Source organism: Lichenicola sp. GTC18331 (genome assembly GCF_055386855.1).
In genome coordinates this window covers 2,029,500-2,045,203 of the sequence record NZ_AP045015.1, presented here as the reverse complement: position 1 = coordinate 2,045,203, position 15,704 = coordinate 2,029,500, and the positions used below count along the sequence as shown (strand labels likewise).

General features: G+C 69.5%; 16 protein-coding genes. 6 read left to right on the top strand and 10 right to left on the bottom strand.

The window, feature by feature from the left end:
* The first annotated feature begins 46 nt into the window (after window positions 1–46).
* Window positions 47–520: a GNAT family N-acetyltransferase gene (locus ACZ5BM_RS09340; protein ID WP_498907631.1), complete on the top strand. Its 474-nt coding sequence runs from the start codon at window positions 47–49 to the stop codon at window positions 518–520.
* 54 nt (window positions 521–574) lie between these two features.
* Here the strand turns inward: ACZ5BM_RS09340 and rsmI are convergent, their stop codons facing one another.
* Window positions 575–1,516: a 16S rRNA (cytidine(1402)-2'-O)-methyltransferase gene (rsmI, locus tag ACZ5BM_RS09335; protein ID WP_498907630.1), complete on the bottom strand. Its 942-nt coding sequence runs from the start codon at window positions 1,514–1,516 to the stop codon at window positions 575–577.
* 20 nt (window positions 1,517–1,536) lie between these two features.
* Here rsmI and ACZ5BM_RS09330 point away from each other — a divergent pair, with 20 nt between their 5' ends.
* Window positions 1,537–2,907: a penicillin-binding protein activator gene (locus ACZ5BM_RS09330; protein ID WP_498907629.1), complete on the top strand. Its 1,371-nt coding sequence runs from the start codon at window positions 1,537–1,539 to the stop codon at window positions 2,905–2,907.
* Window positions 2,908–2,950: 43 nt separating this feature from the next.
* Here the strand turns inward: ACZ5BM_RS09330 and ACZ5BM_RS09325 are convergent, their stop codons facing one another.
* The 7 genes from ACZ5BM_RS09325 to fabI form a co-directional block, all read right to left on the bottom strand.
* Window positions 2,951–3,313, bottom strand: a complete 363-nt coding sequence (locus ACZ5BM_RS09325; protein ID WP_498907628.1) for a hypothetical protein — start codon at window positions 3,311–3,313, stop codon at window positions 2,951–2,953.
* Window positions 3,314–3,462: 149 nt separating this feature from the next.
* On the bottom strand, window positions 3,463–4,389 hold the full coding sequence (locus ACZ5BM_RS09320) for a lysophospholipid acyltransferase family protein (protein WP_498907627.1): 927 nt from the start codon (window positions 4,387–4,389) through the stop codon (window positions 3,463–3,465).
* Window positions 4,386–5,369 carry a tetraacyldisaccharide 4'-kinase gene (gene lpxK / locus ACZ5BM_RS09315; protein WP_498907626.1) on the bottom strand — a complete coding sequence of 328 codons (984 nt, stop codon included), beginning with the start codon at window positions 5,367–5,369 and terminating at the stop codon, window positions 4,386–4,388. Before lpxK ends, ACZ5BM_RS09320 begins: the two co-directional genes overlap by 4 nt.
* The gene (locus ACZ5BM_RS09310) at window positions 5,366–6,667 is read right to left on the bottom strand and encodes a 3-deoxy-D-manno-octulosonic acid transferase (RefSeq protein ID WP_498907625.1); all 1,302 of its coding nucleotides are present in this window, start codon (window positions 6,665–6,667) and stop codon (window positions 5,366–5,368) included. Before ACZ5BM_RS09310 ends, lpxK begins: the two co-directional genes overlap by 4 nt.
* The gene (locus ACZ5BM_RS09305; RefSeq protein WP_498907624.1) at window positions 6,664–7,353 is read right to left on the bottom strand and encodes a lysophospholipid acyltransferase family protein; all 690 of its coding nucleotides are present in this window, start codon (window positions 7,351–7,353) and stop codon (window positions 6,664–6,666) included. The genes ACZ5BM_RS09310 and ACZ5BM_RS09305 overlap by 4 nt, the downstream gene beginning before the upstream one ends.
* Window positions 7,354–7,390: 37 nt before the next feature.
* Window positions 7,391–8,464, bottom strand: coding sequence for a chorismate synthase (gene aroC / locus ACZ5BM_RS09300; protein WP_498907623.1), 1,074 nt, complete (start codon window positions 8,462–8,464; stop codon window positions 7,391–7,393).
* 26 nt (window positions 8,465–8,490) lie between these two features.
* A complete protein-coding gene (fabI, locus tag ACZ5BM_RS09295; RefSeq protein ID WP_498907622.1) occupies window positions 8,491–9,333 on the bottom strand; it encodes an enoyl-ACP reductase FabI in 843 nt (280 codons plus the stop codon).
* Between the two features lie 176 nt (window positions 9,334–9,509).
* Here fabI and pdxH point away from each other — a divergent pair, with 176 nt between their 5' ends.
* From pdxH to ACZ5BM_RS09280, 3 genes are all read left to right on the top strand, one after another.
* Window positions 9,510–10,109, top strand: a complete 600-nt coding sequence (gene pdxH / locus ACZ5BM_RS09290) for a pyridoxal 5'-phosphate synthase (RefSeq protein WP_498907621.1) — start codon at window positions 9,510–9,512, stop codon at window positions 10,107–10,109.
* On the top strand, window positions 10,106–11,014 hold the full coding sequence (locus ACZ5BM_RS09285) for a universal stress protein (protein ID WP_498907620.1): 909 nt from the start codon (window positions 10,106–10,108) through the stop codon (window positions 11,012–11,014). The genes pdxH and ACZ5BM_RS09285 overlap by 4 nt, the downstream gene beginning before the upstream one ends.
* Before the next feature lie 99 nt (window positions 11,015–11,113).
* Complete coding sequence (locus tag ACZ5BM_RS09280) at window positions 11,114–11,428, top strand: hypothetical protein (RefSeq protein ID WP_498907619.1); 315 nt, start codon at window positions 11,114–11,116, stop codon at window positions 11,426–11,428.
* A 63-nt stretch (window positions 11,429–11,491) separates the two neighbouring features.
* Here the strand turns inward: ACZ5BM_RS09280 and ACZ5BM_RS09275 are convergent, their stop codons facing one another.
* Together ACZ5BM_RS09275 and ACZ5BM_RS09270 are read right to left on the bottom strand one after the other, a co-directional pair.
* Window positions 11,492–12,157 carry a histidine phosphatase family protein gene (locus ACZ5BM_RS09275; protein WP_498907618.1) on the bottom strand — a complete coding sequence of 222 codons (666 nt, stop codon included), beginning with the start codon at window positions 12,155–12,157 and terminating at the stop codon, window positions 11,492–11,494.
* A 93-nt stretch (window positions 12,158–12,250) separates the two neighbouring features.
* Window positions 12,251–14,437 (bottom strand): hypothetical protein, encoded by a 2,187-nt coding sequence (locus tag ACZ5BM_RS09270; RefSeq protein WP_498907617.1) that lies wholly within the window; start codon window positions 14,435–14,437, stop codon window positions 12,251–12,253.
* A gap of 188 nt (window positions 14,438–14,625) precedes the next feature.
* On the opposite strand from ACZ5BM_RS09270, the gene rfbB reads away from it, so the two are divergent.
* Complete coding sequence (gene rfbB / locus ACZ5BM_RS09265) at window positions 14,626–15,681, top strand: dTDP-glucose 4,6-dehydratase (RefSeq protein WP_498907616.1); 1,056 nt, start codon at window positions 14,626–14,628, stop codon at window positions 15,679–15,681.
* Window positions 15,682–15,704 lie beyond the last annotated feature (23 nt).

Genomic DNA, 15,704 nt, shown 5'->3' with positions numbered 1-15,704 from the left:
CAGCGACGTTATAACGCAGACGCAGAATCATCGTCGGGAGGCGCGAATGGCGTTCGACAGCATGGGCCTCCGTCCGGCCGAGGAAGCGGACGTGCCGGTTCTGGTGCGCCTGCTTCAACGCTCCTGGATCGTCACCTGGGCTCCTGAACTTCCTTTCGAGGCCGTGCAGGTTTTCGCCGCCTCCGATCCGGCGCGTGCCTATGCGGAGAGTGCGTGGCGAGACTTCGTCGTGGCCGTCGGCGACGATGGGGTCGTCGGGATGGTGCATGTGGTCGGCGACGAGGTTGCGGCGTTGCATGTCGATCCGGGATGCTGGACCGGCGGTGTGGGCTCCGCACTCCTCGGTGCCGCCGAGCGACAGATCGCATTGTCGCATGCGGTGGCGCGACTCGAGGTTCGAGCTTTCAACACACGGGCTCACGCCTTCTACCTGCGTCGCGGATGGAGCGAGGCGCGGCGGTTCCCGGCCGAGGAATATGGAAGCCCGGTCGAGAGCATAGAGATGCGGAAATCGGTCTGAATTCCGGGTCTTGGTCTCGGCTCTTTCGGTGAACTGTCGTCTGACCGGGCCCGGTCAGTCGCCGCGTTCCTCGGCGACGTCACCGCGCGCGAGTTCCATGGCGCGGGAATAGACCACGCGCCGGGGCAGTTTCATCGCGCCCGCGACCAACGTGGCAGCGTCCTTGACCGAGAGCGTGGCGAGGGCTTCGCGCAGGCGGGTGTCGAGGCCGTCTGCATCCGCGCCGTCCTGTTCCTCCGGCGGCGGCCCGACCAGAACGGTGATCTCGCCGCGCGCGGGGGTATCGGCATAGAAGCGGGCGAGTTCGGCGAGCGTGCCGCGACGGACTTCCTCGAAGCGTTTGGTGAGTTCGCGGGCGACGGCGGCGTCGCGGTCGCCGAACACGGCGTGAAGATCGGCGAGCATCTCGGCGAGGCGGTGCGGCGCTTCGTGCCAGATCAGCGTGGCGGCGAGGCCGGCGCGTTCGGCGGCGCGCAGAGTGCCGAACGCTTCGAGACGTGCGGCCGAGCGCGGGGCGGGGAAGCCTACGAACAGGAAGGGGTGCGGCGGCAGGCCGGACAAGGTGAGCGCCGTGACGGCGGCATTGGCGCCGGGGGCGGTGCGGACCGGGATGTCGTTCTCCAGGCAGGCCCGCACGAGGCGGAAGCCGGGGTCGGAGAGCAGCGGCGTGCCTGCGTCGGAAACCAGGGCGATACGGCGTCCGGCCTGCAGCATGCCGAGAAGCGACGGAATGCGGTGTCGTTCGTTATGATCGTGCAGCGGCTCGGTGCGTGCGGCGATGCTCTTGGCGAACAGAAGGCGTGCGGTGACGCGCGTGTCCTCGCACAGCACCAGGTCGGCCTGTTTGAGGCATTCGACGGCGCGCTCGGTGATGTCGCCGAGATTGCCGATCGGTGTGGCGACGAGGGTGAGCCCAGGAAGGCCGTGTTGTGCTACGGACTCGGGTTCTGAGGTGGAGGAGGCGGACGGTGCGTCGGACGACGGAACTTCTGGCATCGAGCGAAAGGGCGCGCCGAATGGCGTCACGTCAATCTTTGTCGCGCCCCTTGTCGCGTCATGGCGCGATCCTGCCGGCGCTGACGGCGGGCGTTCTGCTGCTGGGCGGCTGTTCGCAGCTTCCCTGGGGGAGCGACTCCGGGACGGGCGCGCAGCCGGCCCCCGTGGTGACGGATAACGGCGCGATGACCGCGCCGCCGATCGGCCAGCCCGTTCTGCCGCCTCCGGGTCCCGTCGTTCCGCCAGGACCGAAAGTGGGGATTCTGCTGCCTTTGAGCGGGCCGAATGGCGGGCTGGGGGCGAGCATGCTGCGCGCGGCGCGTCTGGCCGTGGCGGCGCCGGGATCGCCGGTTCTGGACACGCACGACACGGCGGCGATGGGCGGCGACGCGGCTGCGCGTGCCGCCGTGCAGTCGGGCGACAAGATGATCCTGGGACCGCTGACCTCGGGCGAGACCGCCATCGTGGCGCCGGTCGCGCGAAGCGCCGGGATTCCGGTTCTGGCCTTCACCAGCGACGTGACCCAGGCGGGTCCGGGCGTGTGGGTGATGGGCGAGACGCCGGAACAGCAGGTGCGCCGTCTGGTTCTGGCGGCCAAGGCGGACAACCGGACGCGGATCGCAGCGCTTCTGCCAGGCAACGGGTTCGGCGACGCTTTGGCGACGGCACTGACCAAGGCCTGCGCCGATGCCGGCCTGCCCGCGCCGACCATCCTGACTCATGCGCCCGACAAGGACAGCATCGAGTCGACCATGAAGCAGCTGACCGACTACTCCGCGCGCCGGTCCGCGGCCGACCAGGCCGCTGCTGCGAATCCGGAAACGGGGGCGGACAAGGCTTCCGCGCCGATGCTGCCGACGCTGGCGCCGATCATGAAGGCGCCGAAGCCCGTGGCCGCTGCCGCCCCGCCGATGGCGCCGCCGCCGTTCGACGCGCTGTTGCTGGGCGATACGGGGCTACAACTCCAGTATGTGATTTCTGCCCTGAACGAGACCGGGGTGGACTCCGCGCATGTGCGGATCATGGGGCCGGGGCTGTGGGGGGCGTTCGCCTCCAAGCTGCGGGCGCTGGCGGGGGCGTGGTTCGCGGCGCCGGATCCACAGGCCCGTGTCGGGTTCGTGCAGCAATACCGGGCGGCCTATGGCCAGTCGCCGAAGCCTCTGGCCGATCTGACCTACGACGCGGCAGCGATGGCCCGCAGTCTGGCGGCGACTGGCTACGACACGGCCTCGTTGACACGCAAGGATGGGTTCGCGGGTGTGGACGGTGTGTTCACGCTGCAGCCGGACGGGCATGTGCGCCGGTCCTTGGCGATCTTCCAGATCGGGCCGAATGGCGGCGCGTCGCTGGTGCAGCCGCCCTTGGGTTCGACCTTCGCGTCGGGAAGCTGAGGAAGAAGCCGGCGCCTCCCTCGGGGCGCCGGATCCGCCCTGATCAGGCGGCGACGATTTCCTGCGCGACCAGAACGGGGCGGATGCAGGACAAGGCGGCCTCGAACGAGGCGAACGAGCCGAGGCGGTGGTCGCGCAGATGGTCGATCACCAGCCAGCGCATGCCGTCTGGACGGATGACGTAGGCCGGATCGGCGTTCTCGCGCACCCAGACGGTGACGTGTTCGAGAATCACGGGCGAATCGACGGGCGTGCGCGGCGAGACGTCGACGTCGCACAGGCCCATGCTGATGCCGGCGTCGAGCCAGCGCATGAGATATTCGCGATGACGCGGCAGGAAGCGGAGCCGCAGCGGCACCACGTTCGAGTTGGCCGGAAGGTCGGTAAGCGAGGCGAGCGTGGGCATTAAGGGACCCTCAGGCATCTGATCTCGATTTCGTGATCAAGATTAACGGGGCCCTGAGGGTGGGGGCAAACGGAATCTGCGGGACTCCGGGGCTGGAAGGCTTCGTTACGATTCCCGCCGCTGCTCTGTGGCAAAAAAGCAATGTAATATTACGATAGCGGTTGTTTCGGGTGCAGATGCTTGGGCCAGCGGCGGTGCAGCCAGAGCCAGCTTTCGGGCTTTTCGCGTATCCAGCCTTCGATCACGTCGTTGACACGCTGGGTCAATTCTGCCTGGTCGGCGCGGCGATCGCCGCTGTCGGGCAGGGGAACCGGCGGCTCGACCACCAGCCTGAGACGCGCCGGGCCGATGCGTTCGACGTGGCCGGGAATCACCGGACAGCGCAGGCGCAGCGCCATGGCGGCGAGGGCCGGTGCGGTCATGGCGGGATGACCGAACAGCCGCGCCTCGATGCCGTCGTTCATCTTCTGGTCGACCAGCATGCCGAGCGAGCCGCCGCGCAGCAGATAGGCCAGGGCCGCGCGTGCGCCGCGCTGTCCCTTGGCGAACATCGGCACGTCGGCCCCGATCGCGTCGCGTCGCAGCCCGCCGATGGTCGCGTCGACCAGGGGGTTGCCGGCGGCGCGGTAGAACGAGGCGAAGGGCAGTCCGAACGAGGCGACGGCGGCGGGCAGCATTTCCCAGTTGCCGATATGGGCGGAGCAGAACAGCACAGGGCCGCCTTTCGCCGCTTGCTGCTCCAGGATCTCGCCGCCGCGCACCTCCCAACCGGGGCCGGACGGGGTGTCGCGTCGGAGGCGGCCGAGATGAGGAAATTCGCCGACGGTTCGGCCGAGATTCTCCCAGACGCCGGCGACGATCCGCTTGCGTTCGGCGGCATCGAGCGTGGGAAGGGCGAGCTGGAGATTCCTGTCCGCGACGCGGGAGACCGGGAGCTTGGTGCCGATCGCGCGGGCCAGCGTGCCGCCGAGCGTGGAGGCGGCGGCGGGCGGAAGGGCGCGGAGCAGGGCGAGTACGCGTCCGGCGGCAAAGGCTTCCAGGCGGTGCTGCAGCCTGATCCTGTCAGGGGTGCTCATGCGGGGACGATCCTGTCGAGCAGACGATCGAGTGCGCGTTCGTCCGACCAGCGGAGGGAGACACGGGCGACGGCGATGCCGTCGCGCTCGGCCGGAGACAGGCGCACGGCGTCCTTGGCCGTGGTGACGAGGGTGGCGCCCAGGGCGGCGGCATCCGCGCGAAGGCGACGGAGCGCGTCGGGTTTGAATGGGCGGTGATCGGCAAAGCCGCGCGTGCCGGCGAGATCGAGGCCTTCGGCGCGCAGGGAGAAGAAGAATTTTTCCGGCCGGGCGATACCGGCGAAGGCGAACAAGGGTCGTCCGGCGAGGGTGCGGACGGCCGGGTCCATGGCGAGGGTCGCGCGCAGCACGGGAAGGTCGGGCGGCAGCAGTTCGGCGATGGGGGCGCGTTCGTCGCCGATGACGACGGCACATCGGGCACGGGCGGCAGCGGTGGAGACCGGCTCGCGCAGCGGGCCTGCGGGAAGGAGGCGGCGATTGCCGAACCCGACCGCGCCGTCGATCGCCAGGATCGGCATGTCCTGAAACAGGCCAGGGTTTTGCAGCCCGTCATCCATGATCAGGAGGTCCACGCCGGCGTCCACCGCTGCGCGTGCGGAGGCTGCGCGATCCGCGCCGACCCAGCAGGGAGCGATGGCCGCGAGGAGCAGGGCCTCGTCGCCGACCGTGGCGGCGTCGTGCCGGAGCGGATCGACGCGGGTCGGTGCGGTGGTGCCGCGACCGCCATAGCCGCGCGTGAGGCAATGCACGCGAAGGCCGCGCGCGTGCAGGCGTTGCGCCAGATCGAGCACCAGAGTGGTCTTGCCCGCGCCGCCGACGCCGGCATTGCCGCAGCAGACCACCGGGACGGGGGCCTTCCAGCCGGTTCCGCGCAGGCGGCGCGCGGTGAGGGCGGCGGTGATCGGTTCGATCGGCGAGAGCAGGGCGCCGGCGAGGCGCGCCGTGGGGGTATCCGAGAACCAGAAGCCGGGGGCTTTCACCGGCTCTGTTCCGGGAGCAGGGCGAGCAGGCGTTGTGCCAGGCGATCGGGGAGATCGTTGTCGCGTTCGGACAGGCGCTGCGCGGCATCGGATGCGGCGTCGCGCTCCGTCGGGTTCGACAGCATGCGGTCGAGCCAGTCCAGCATGGCGGACCGGTCGGGCAGAATGCGGAGGGCGCCGGCTTCCGTCATCTCGCGTACGTCCTCGGCGAAATTCTCCATGCGCGGGCCCGCGCCGAGCGCGCAGCCGAGTCTGGCCGGTTCCAGCGGGTTGTGTCCGCCACCGCGTCCGGCCACGTCGGCGAAACTGTTGCCGAGCAGCACGACCGGGCACAGGCGGTAGAGCAGGCCGAGTTCGCCCATCGTGTCGCAAAGCCAGACGGGGTCGCCCGGTTGCGGGATCGCGCCCTCGGAGCGGCGTGGCAGTCCGGGCGACAGGGCGGCGATCTCGTCGCCGCGCAGCGGATGGCGTGGGGCGATCAGCAGCAGCGCGTCGGGATGGCGTTCGCGCAAGGCCGCGTGCAGGGCGAGCGCTTCCGCTTCCTCGTTCGGGTGTGTGCTGGCGGCGAGCCAGAGCGGGCGGTGGCCGATCAGGTCGCGCAGGCGGGACAATTCGGCGTCGTCGCAGGGCAGCGCTGCCGCGGCGCGCTTGAGGTCGCCGTCCTCAGATACAAGGGCGGCGCCGAACACGCGCAGGCGCGCGGCATCCTCGGGCGATCGCGCCGAGATCATCGCGAAGCTGCCGAACAGGGCGCGGCCGATGGCGCCGCTGCGGTTCCAGCGTGCGAAGGAGCGTTGCGACAGCCGCCCGTTCACCAGCGCCAGGGGAATCGCGCGTGCGCGGCACCGTGCGATCAGCGTGGGCCAAATCTCGCTTTCCACCAGCAGCAGCAGATCCGGCTGCCAGCGATCGAGGAAGCGGTCGACCCAGCTCGGCACGTCGAGCGGGGCGAAGCGGACCAGAACCGGCGTTCCGGCCAGGCGCTCTTCGGCGAGGCTCTGCGACGTGACCGTCCCTGTCGTGAGCAGCAGGGAGAGCGTCGGATCGCGTTGGCGGAGTGCGTCGATCAGCGGTAGCAGGGACAGGGTTTCGCCGACCGAGGCGGCGTGCAGCCAGACCAGCCGGCCGGGCGGGCGCTGCGTGTCGTCGCGGCCTGTGCGCTCAGGCAGGCGTTCGGCGATCTCCTTGCCGGCGCGCACCCGCCTGCGCAGGCTGAAGCGGAGCAGCGGAATGCCGAGCGTGCCGAGCAGGCCCCACACGGCGAAGGCGGCGCGCGCATCGGCCCGGCTCCGCGTCACGCGCCGGTGCCTTGCACGAGCTGTTCCATGGCGTCGGCCAGGATCGCATCCGCCTCGCTTCTGTCGGTTCGGGCGAGGTTGATCGGGGCGGAGCAGCGGATCGTGCCGCGCCCGAACGGCAGCGGCAGCACCATGCGGTCCCAGGAGCCGAGGCGCTTATGCGCGCTGGTGCGGCCGGCGCAGGCGATCACCGGCACGCCGGACAGAGCGGCCAGACGTGCCGTTCCGGGTTGCAGCGTGCGTCTGGGGCCGCGCGGGCCGTCCGGCGTGATGGCGACGAGGCTGCCGTCGCGCAGCGTGTCCAGCAGCACGCGCACCGCCGCTGCGCCGCCCTTGTCGCGTCCGCCGGATTTCTTGGCGCTCGAGCCTGCGACGGCGCCGATCCCCCAGCGTCCGATGATGTCGGTGATCATGCGGCCGTCCCGGTGCCGGCTGATCAGCACGGAAACCCGCAGCGCCGGGTTGATGCTGTGGGCGCGCATCCAGAGTGCCGGGGTGAGCGGCAGGAATTCGTGCCAGAAGGCGATGATGACGGTGCGTCCGTCCTGGCCGGACAGGAACGGCCAGGATTCCGGCGGCACCTCGAAGCGCCAGCGCGTGGTGCGGAGCGCGAAGCCGAGATAAAGCCCGATCGCGCGTCCGAGCAGTCGATGCAGGGCGTCGCTGCGCAGAACCCGGCGGATCATCGCGTCCGACCTTGTTTCACGTGAAACACGAACCCGGTCAGCGTCCTGTCTGGCCGCGATGGCGGAGCATGTGATCGGCGAGGGTGCAGGCGAGCATGGCTTCGCCGACCGGCACGGCGCGGATGCCGACACAGGGGTCGTGACGGCCCTTGGTGGAGACCATCACTGCCTCGCCGGTGGAGGAGACCGACGGCACAGGGGTGAGGATCGAACTGGTGGGTTTCACGGCGAAGCGGGCGATGATCGGCTGGCCGGTGGAGATGCCGCCCAGGATGCCGCCGGCGCGGTTGCCGTCGAACGCCACCGCGCCGTTCTCCATCCGCATCGGATCGGCGTTTTCCTCGCCGGTCAGCAGGGCGGCCTCGAAGCCGGCGCCGATTTCCACCGCCTTGACCGCGTTGATCCCCATGAGTGCCGCGGCGAGGTCGGCATCGAGCTTGCCGTAGAGCGGCGCGCCCCAGCCGGGCGGCACGCCGATGGCCTCCAGAGCGATCACGGCGCCAACGGAGGAGCCGTTCTTGCGGATGGAGTCGAGATACTCTTCCCAGACCGGCACGGTGTCGGCGTCGGGGCAGAAGAACGGGTTCCGATCGACCGCGTCCCAGTTCCAGCGCGCGGGATCGATCGCGTGCTGGCCGATCCGCACCAGCGCGCCGCGGATGCGCACGCTCTCGCCGAGCACGCGCTGGGCGATGGCGCCGGCGGCAACGCGCATCGCGGTTTCGCGGGCGGACGAGCGGCCGCCGCCGCGCGGATCGCGCAGCCCGTATTTCCGGTCATAGGCGACATCGGCATGACCGGGCCGGTAGCGGTCGGCGATGGCGCCGTAGTCGCGCGAGCGCTGGTCGGTGTTCTCGATCAGCAGGGAGATCGGCGTGCCGGTGGTGCGGCCCTCGTAGGTGCCGGACAGGATACGGACCTGATCGGGTTCGCGCCGCTGGGTGGTGAAGCGCGATTGGCCGGGGCGGCGGCGATCCAGGAAGGGCTGGATCCAGCTCTCGTCCAGAGGCAGGCCGGGCGGGCACCCGTCCACGACGCAGCCGATCGCCTCCCCGTGGCTTTCGCCCCAGGTGGTGACGCGGAACAGGTGACCGAAGCTGTTATGCGACATGGGAGAACGGGTGCCGGTGGTTCGGGTCAGTCCTTGATGGCGGCGATATCGGGCGCGGCCGGGTTCTTCATGCCGACGATATGGTAGCCGCTATCGACGTGATGCACCTCGCCGGTGACGCCGGAGGACAGGTCGGACAGCAGGTAGAGCCCGGCGCCGCCGACCTCTTCCGTGGAGACGTTGCGCTCCAGCGGCGCGTTCAGCTGGTTCCATTTTAGGATGTAGGAGAAATCGCCGATGCCGCTGGCGGCCAGGGTCTTGATCGGGCCGGCGGAGATCGCGTTGACGCGGATTCCGGCGCCGCCGAGATCGGCGGCCATGTAGCGCACGGAGGCTTCCAGCGCCGCCTTGGCCACGCCCATCATGTTGTAGTGCGGCATCACGCGCTCGGCGCCGAGATAGCTCAGCGTGAGCAGCGAGCCGCCCGGCTGCATCAGCGCGCTGGCGCGGCGCGACACAGCGGTGAAGGAGAAACAGGAAATGTCCATCGCCTGCAGGAAGGCGTCGCGCGGGGTGTCGAGATAGCGGCCGCGCAGGTACTGCTTGTCGGCCCAGCCGATCGCGTGGACCAGGAAGTCGAGCTTCCCCCACTTGGCTTCGATCTGGGCGAAGGTCTCGTCGATGGCGGCGTCGTCGCTGACGTCGCAGGGCAGGACGATGTCCGAGCCGATGCTCTCGGCGAGCGGACGCACGCGCTTTTCCAGCGCCTCGCCCTGGAAGGTGAAGGCCACCTCTGCGCCCTGGAGCGCGCAGGCCTGCGCGATCGCCCAGGCGATGGAGCGGTTGTTGGCGACGCCCATGACGAGACCGCGCTTGCCCTGCATCAGGGTGCCTCGGGCGGGAAGTGCGGTGGTGTTGCCCTCTGACATCGCGATCTCGTTCCAGGATCAAGGGGGTGGGATGCTGCGCTCGTGGTCGCACACCGCTCCAACCCCGACAAGAGCCGGTGCCGTTTCCGGCCGCGCGGGTGCCGTCGCACCGGGCCCTTGGCGCATGCTCCGGCGCGGCGCACAGTCGTGCCCGACCCTTCACGGATGGATGCTGTATGCCCGACGCGGCTCTCGATCCTTCCCGCGACCCGTTCGAGCTGTTCGAGGAATGGCTGGCCGAGGCGCGGGAAAGCGAACTGAACGATTCCAATGCCATGGCTCTGGCGACGGCCTCGCCGGGCGGCATTCCGTCCGTGCGCATGGTGCTGCTGAAGGGCTGCGACCGGCGCGGCTTCGTCTTCTATACCAACAAGCAGAGCCGCAAGGCGTCGCAGCTTGCCGCCCATCCGGCCGCAGGGCTTCTGTTCCACTGGAAGTCGCTGCGCCGTCAGGTGCGGATCGAAGGCGTGATCGAGGACGTGACCGACGCCGAGGCGGACGCCTATTTCAACAGCCGTGCCCGCATTTCGCGCCTGGGCGCGCATGCCTCCGACCAGTCCCGGCCTTTGCTCGATCGCGCCGTGCTGGAGCGTCGACTGGCCGAGTACGACGCGCGCTATCCCGGCGACACGGTGCCGCGTCCGCCGCATTGGTCGGGGTATCGCGTGATCCCCGACATGATCGAATTCTGGCAGGACATGCCGCATCGTTTGCACGACCGTGTCGTTTATCGCCGTGACGGCGAAAGCTGGTCCAGCGAGAGGCTTTATCCATGACGGGCGACGCTTCGAACATCGCTTCGATCCTCCTGCCGCTGAACGGCGTGCCGAGCGAGAGCGAGGCGCTGCGGTTCGGCCTGACCCTGGCGCGTCGTTTCGGCGCCCGGCTGCAGGTGCTGCATGTGGCGACGGACGGGCGCGACGTGGCGCCCCTGGCGGGCGAGGGCCTGTCCGGCGCCATGGTCGAGGAGATGATGAGTGCGGCGGAGCGTGAATCCGACAGCCGCACCGTGTCGGCGCGGGCGCTGCTGCAGCGTTCCCTGGATGCGGATCAGGCCGTGTTCGGCAACGCCCTGCCGCTGCGGACCGAGGCATCGCCGCCGAGCCCGGGCGAAGCGGGCGTGGTGTTCCGCTGCGTGAAGGGGCGCGAGCACGACATGGTGGCCTATGCGGCGCGCCTGTCCGACCTGATCGTGGTGCCGCATCCGGATACGGTGGAAGAAGCGCTGTCCTCGGCGGAAGCCTTGCATGCGGTTCTGTTCGACAGCGGCCGGCCGGCGATCATCGCGCCCAAGACGGCGCCGGAAACGGTCGGACGGCGCATCTGCGTGGCCTGGAACGGCACCGCGGAAGGCGCGTCCGCGGTGTTCTGCGTGCTGGGCTGGCTGAAGCAGGCCGACAGCGTGCATGTGCTGCATTCGCCGGAATATCAGCGTCGCGGTCCGGTGGCGTCGGAACTGGTGTCCTATCTGGCGCTGCACGGAATCGCCGCGACCTCGTCGGAATTCACCCCCAAGGGCGGCGAGGTCGGCGCGGCGCTTCTGGCGGCCGCGGAGGCGCAGGGTGCGGACATGCTGGCGATGGGGGCGTATTCCCATTCCCGTCTGCGCCAGCTTCTTCTGGGCGGTGTGACGCGCCATGTGATCGCCAAGGCGACGCTGCCGGTGCTGATGGCGCGCTGATGACGGGGGCCTGAGACGCGGCGGTTCCGGCAGGAAGGCAACCGGCCGGGACCGGTCGTCGTTGTGTTCTCGCAACTTCACCACGGCGGGGAAACGACGATGGTCTTGCAGGAGAATCCCGGTCCGAGGACCGGCGGCACGGGTGGCGGTCTCGGCGGACTGATCGGCGGGCGCGGCCGGATCGGCATCGTCGGCATGGTGATCATCGTCGCGGCCGCTCTATGGTTTGGCGTCAGCCCGCGTGCGGCGTTGGATCTGTTCAACGGCACGTCGGGCGGCACGCCTGCCGCGCAGACCGGCGCGCCGGCCGGCACGGCGCCCGCAACGACGGCACCCACCACGACCGCCGTCCCGGGAACGCAACAGCCGACCGAGGCCCAGCCGGCGCCGCCATCGGAAGCGCCGCACTCCTGACATCGCGGTCGGGGATTGCGACGCATCGGCGCCGGATCGTTCCGGCCGGCGCGCCGCGGCTTCTCAGGCGCCGGGCAGCTCGTTGATGGTCACGACGCGCCATGACGCGGGATGGCGCTCCAGGATGGTCAGCGACAGGTTCTGCACCGAAAGGCGCAGGGCCGTATTGGCGCTGATGTCGAGCGCATGGGCGCAGGCCATGCGGATGGTGCCGCCATGGCTGACGGACACGATGTCGCGTCGGTCGTGACGATCGGCCAGACGTTCCAGGGCGCCGCCGACGCGCAGCAGCATCTGGTCCATGCTTTCGCCGCCTGGCGGGACCTCTTCCGCCGCCATCGGCCAGAACGGATGCGGCGTCATGCCGAGCCGCTCGGGCAGGCGGTGATGTTCCAGGCCGTGATAGTCGCCCATGGATTGCTCGATCAGGTCGGGCTCGACGCCGAACTCGGTGTGCGGATAGCCGGCCTTGAGGATGTGCTCGGCGGTGATGCGCGTGCGCGACAGCGGCGTCGTGATCCAGACCGCATCGCGCGGCAGGCGCGCGGCAAGGGATTCGTACATCGGCGTCTGCGACACCAGGCTTTCCGGGCAGAGCGGAACGTCGGTCGAGCCGTAGAGCCGTGCGCGGGCGTTCTCTTCCACGAGGGCGTGCCGGATCATCCAGAAGCGCGTGACGCCCGGGGCCAGGGCAGGGGTATCGAGAAAGGCACCGTATTGCTGCTTCATGGGAGTCCGATCCGAAATTCTATAGGCGAGACGCCGGTTGCCACCACAACATGACCACAGCAAGGCGGTTCGGGGGCGCGACCGGTTCGCAACTCAGATATTCAGCCCCGCGTCCGACGGTCGGCGTTTGGAGGCGTCCGGCGCGTAGCGCGGCACCGGATCGTGCTGCAGCAGGGCCGGCCAGCAGCGCAGCAGCAGGCCGATCTTGCCGAGAATGCGCGCGACGTCGCCGATCTCGCGCTGCATGCGCCTGTCGCCGCCGAGCCCCGCATGGGACGGCTCGCCGGACAGGAGGCGGGCTCCGACCGAGATCCTGAGCGCACCGGCCATGCCTGCAGCGTTCGTGCCGGCCAGCCTGTCGCAGCCGACGGGGGCGGGCTGGCCGATATGCACCAGGAGGCGGGCCAGATCACGATCCTCCAGCGTGGCGGTCGGCGGCAAGGCGCGCGTCACGTCGGCGTTGAGCCAGCGATACACCAGACGCGCCTGTGCGACGTCGAGCGGCAGGCGTTCCGCATCCTCCCGTGCCGGTTCCAGCACCAGGAAGGAGCGGATGGTCTGCACCTGATCCCAGCACGGGCCGTCGGCCGTGTCCGGCCGCTGCGGGGGCGGCACGTCCACGGCGACCACGTCCGGGCTGCGCGCGATCGCGGCGTCCACGCCGGCCACGAACCGGTCCACCAGGGCGCGCGCCGTGGCGTAAGGCACGGAACGGAACGCTTCCATTTCCATCAGTGCGGCCTGCCAGCGCAGCACCATGCCGGCATTGGCGCCGGGCGGGCACGGAACGGCCTGGGCGCCGGGCGGCCAGTCGGAAGCGCCGCCGTACTCGGCGAGGCCGCACGGCAGGCTGTGCGGGCCATGCAGCCGCGCGGCGATGGCGGGCGGCAGCAGCAGCGCGCCGCAGAAGGGCGGCCCGGTGAAGAATTTCGAGCCGGTGACCATGACCATCCAGCCGCGATCGAGGCTGTCGCGGATGCGGGATGCGTCGAGCCGGGCCTGACACGCATCCACCACCAGTTCGAGCCGGTCCCCCAGACGGGCCTGCAGTCGTTCGATGCAGTCCATGCCCGGGGCCAGCAGGCCGGTTTTCGACAGATCGAGCCTGTGCAGCAACACCGTGCGGCCTTCGGCGGCTTCCGCTTCCACGATGCGGGTGCAGTCCGCATCCACCACGTCCTGCGGCAGGAGGCGTCCGGCCGCATCGCGGATCGCCACGGGGAGGACGCGCGTGGTGTCCGGGAAACCGTCGACCAGCGCATTCCTGGTCACCGCGCGTCCGAGCGCGGTGTCGTCGGCGAAATGCCGGCCGGCCGCAGCCATCGGCACGCCGGTTCCGGTTTCCTCCGGCGCCAGTAGCACGTTGCTGATCGGTCTCGCTTCGGCCTCGCCGTCGCGCGGCAGGCTGCACAGGGCCAGGGCGGCCATTTCCAGGTCGGTGCCGGAGGCCGACAGCACCACGGCGCAGCCGGGCGGAAGCGCGTAATGGGCCGCGATTCCGGCGCGCACGGCTTCACATTCGGCCGCCAGTGCGGTTCGCGCGTCGCCATCCAGCGCTGCGACGGCGATTCTCCTGCGGGATGCTTCGGCACCCGCGAAGCCGCGTTCCGACAGGGAGGATGCGGTGGAGGAGGCGAAGGTGACCGCCCAGGGACGCGGCCTGTGCGAACAGCCGTAATGGTTGAGGCCGGTGGCGGGGTCCACCGCGAGACGGGCATCGCCGCCTTCCGCCATCAGCGTTTCTGCCGGTCCCAGCAGCGACCATGCGTTGCGCAGTGCCTCAAGAACGGCGTCCGTGACGGCGTCCGGATCGGTCAGGCCCGGCCCGTGTGCGCCCTGCAACGCCGAGAGCCGGCTCCATATCTGGGCCAGAACGTCGCGTCCGGGCATGGAGGGGGCGGACATGGTGGCCAGCCAGGAAACGGGATCGGGCTGGGGCGGTGCGCCGGGCGGGGCGGCATCCAGCAGAAAGAACCGTGCCGCGACGCGGGCGGCGGACAGGCCGGCCAGGATGGCGTGTTGCTCCGGCCCGGCGGAATTGTCCGGCGTCGCCGGGGCATCCAGCAGCAGGGAGAGTTCCAGCGCGTGACGGAGGTGGAAGGCGGAGACCCTGTCCTCGCCGGTGACGGCGCCGCCCAGGACGATGCGCCGGCCGCGATCGACGCGGAACGGCGTGTCGAGGGTGGGATCGAAACCGATCGCGCTGTCGCCCGCGACGATGCGCAGATCGGGGCGCTCGAGCGCACTCAGCAGCCGGGTGTTCAGGTCTTCGGCAAACACAAACCATCTCCCGCGCTTCGGCATCGCGTCATGACGGTTCTAAAGCAACCGGTTGCGTGGTCGAGGGTAGAATTGTTCGAGAAGATTGTGCGCTGCGAAGGTGCAACGGTTGCCTGTCGCCGTCCGCACTGCCATCGTGCGCGCGACGACATCATCCCCTCAACGGCGTTCGGCACGGAAAAAACGGAATGCGGATACTTCTGACCGGCGGTTGCGGTTTCATCGGATCGGCCGTGGTCCGGCATCTGATCCGGTCCACTGAACACTCGGTGGTGAACGTCGACAAGATGACCTACGCGGCATCCGAGGACGTGCTGGAAGAAGCGCTGACCGATCCGCGTCACACCCATATCAAGGCCGACATCGCCGATCTGGCGGCCATGACCGCGATCTTCGCCGAACACAAGCCGGATGCGGTGATGCATCTGGCGGCGGAAAGCCATGTGGACCGCTCGATCGACGGTCCGGCCGTGTTCATCCAGACCAACGTGGTCGGCACGTTCTCCATGCTGGAAGCGGCCCGCACCTACTGGTCCGGCCTGGATGTGGAGGCGAAGAAGCGCTTCCGTTTCCACCACATCTCGACCGACGAGGTGTTCGGTGCGCTGGATGCTGACGATCCGCCTTTCGTGGAAACCACGCCCTACGATCCGCGCAGCCCGTACTCCGCGTCCAAGGCCGCGTCCGACCATCTGGTCCGCGCCTGGTACCACACCTACGGCCTGCCCGCCTTCGTCACCAACACCACCAACAATTACGGTTTCTGGCATTTCCCCGAGAAGCTGATCCCGCTGGTGACCATCAACGCCATCGAAGGCCGTGAGCTGCCGGTCTATGGCGACGGTTCCAACGTGCGCGACTGGTTGTTCGTGGAAGACCATGCCAAGGCGCTGGTGCTGGCGGTGGAGAAGGGCGTTCCGGGCGAGACCTACGCGATCGGCGCCCGCCAGCCGCGCTCCAATCTCCAGGTCGTGCAGGCGATCTGCCGCACGCTGGACGAGTTGCGGCCCGATCCGGCCGGCCCGCGCGAGCGTCTGATCCGCTACGTCACCGACCGTCCCGGCCACGACTGGCGCTACGAGATCGACGCGACCCACGCCGAAAAGTCCCTGGACTGGAAGGCCGACCACGATTTCGAAACCGGCATCCGCCGCACCGTGCAATGGTATCTCGACAACCAGGAATGGTGGGAAAAGATCCGCGCCGGCCGCTACACCGGTCAACGTCTTGGAACGAAGGCTTAATTGATGCGCCCGACCGAAAGCCC

What these genes read in the sequence shown, in the direction of transcription:
- ACZ5BM_RS09340 (WP_498907631.1), top strand. Translation starts at nt 47, where the DNA reads ATGGCGTTCGACAGCATGGGCCTCCGTCCGGCCGAGGAAGCGGACGTG.
- rsmI (WP_498907630.1), bottom strand. Translation starts at nt 1,516, where the DNA reads ATGCCAGAAGTTCCGTCGTCCGACGCACCGTCCGCCTCCTCCACCTCA.
- ACZ5BM_RS09330 (WP_498907629.1), top strand. Translation starts at nt 1,537, where the DNA reads ATGGCGTCACGTCAATCTTTGTCGCGCCCCTTGTCGCGTCATGGCGCG.
- ACZ5BM_RS09325 (WP_498907628.1), bottom strand. Translation starts at nt 3,313, where the DNA reads ATGCCCACGCTCGCCTCGCTTACCGACCTTCCGGCCAACTCGAACGTG.
- ACZ5BM_RS09320 (WP_498907627.1), bottom strand. Translation starts at nt 4,389, where the DNA reads ATGAGCACCCCTGACAGGATCAGGCTGCAGCACCGCCTGGAAGCCTTT.
- ACZ5BM_RS09305 (WP_498907624.1), bottom strand. Translation starts at nt 7,353, where the DNA reads ATGATCCGCCGGGTTCTGCGCAGCGACGCCCTGCATCGACTGCTCGGA.
- aroC (WP_498907623.1), bottom strand. Translation starts at nt 8,464, where the DNA reads ATGTCGCATAACAGCTTCGGTCACCTGTTCCGCGTCACCACCTGGGGC.
- fabI (WP_498907622.1), bottom strand. Translation starts at nt 9,333, where the DNA reads ATGTCAGAGGGCAACACCACCGCACTTCCCGCCCGAGGCACCCTGATG.
- pdxH (WP_498907621.1), top strand. Translation starts at nt 9,510, where the DNA reads ATGCCCGACGCGGCTCTCGATCCTTCCCGCGACCCGTTCGAGCTGTTC.
- ACZ5BM_RS09285 (WP_498907620.1), top strand. Translation starts at nt 10,106, where the DNA reads ATGACGGGCGACGCTTCGAACATCGCTTCGATCCTCCTGCCGCTGAAC.
- ACZ5BM_RS09280 (WP_498907619.1), top strand. Translation starts at nt 11,114, where the DNA reads ATGGTCTTGCAGGAGAATCCCGGTCCGAGGACCGGCGGCACGGGTGGC.
- ACZ5BM_RS09275 (WP_498907618.1), bottom strand. Translation starts at nt 12,157, where the DNA reads ATGAAGCAGCAATACGGTGCCTTTCTCGATACCCCTGCCCTGGCCCCG.
- rfbB (WP_498907616.1), top strand. Translation starts at nt 14,626, where the DNA reads ATGCGGATACTTCTGACCGGCGGTTGCGGTTTCATCGGATCGGCCGTG.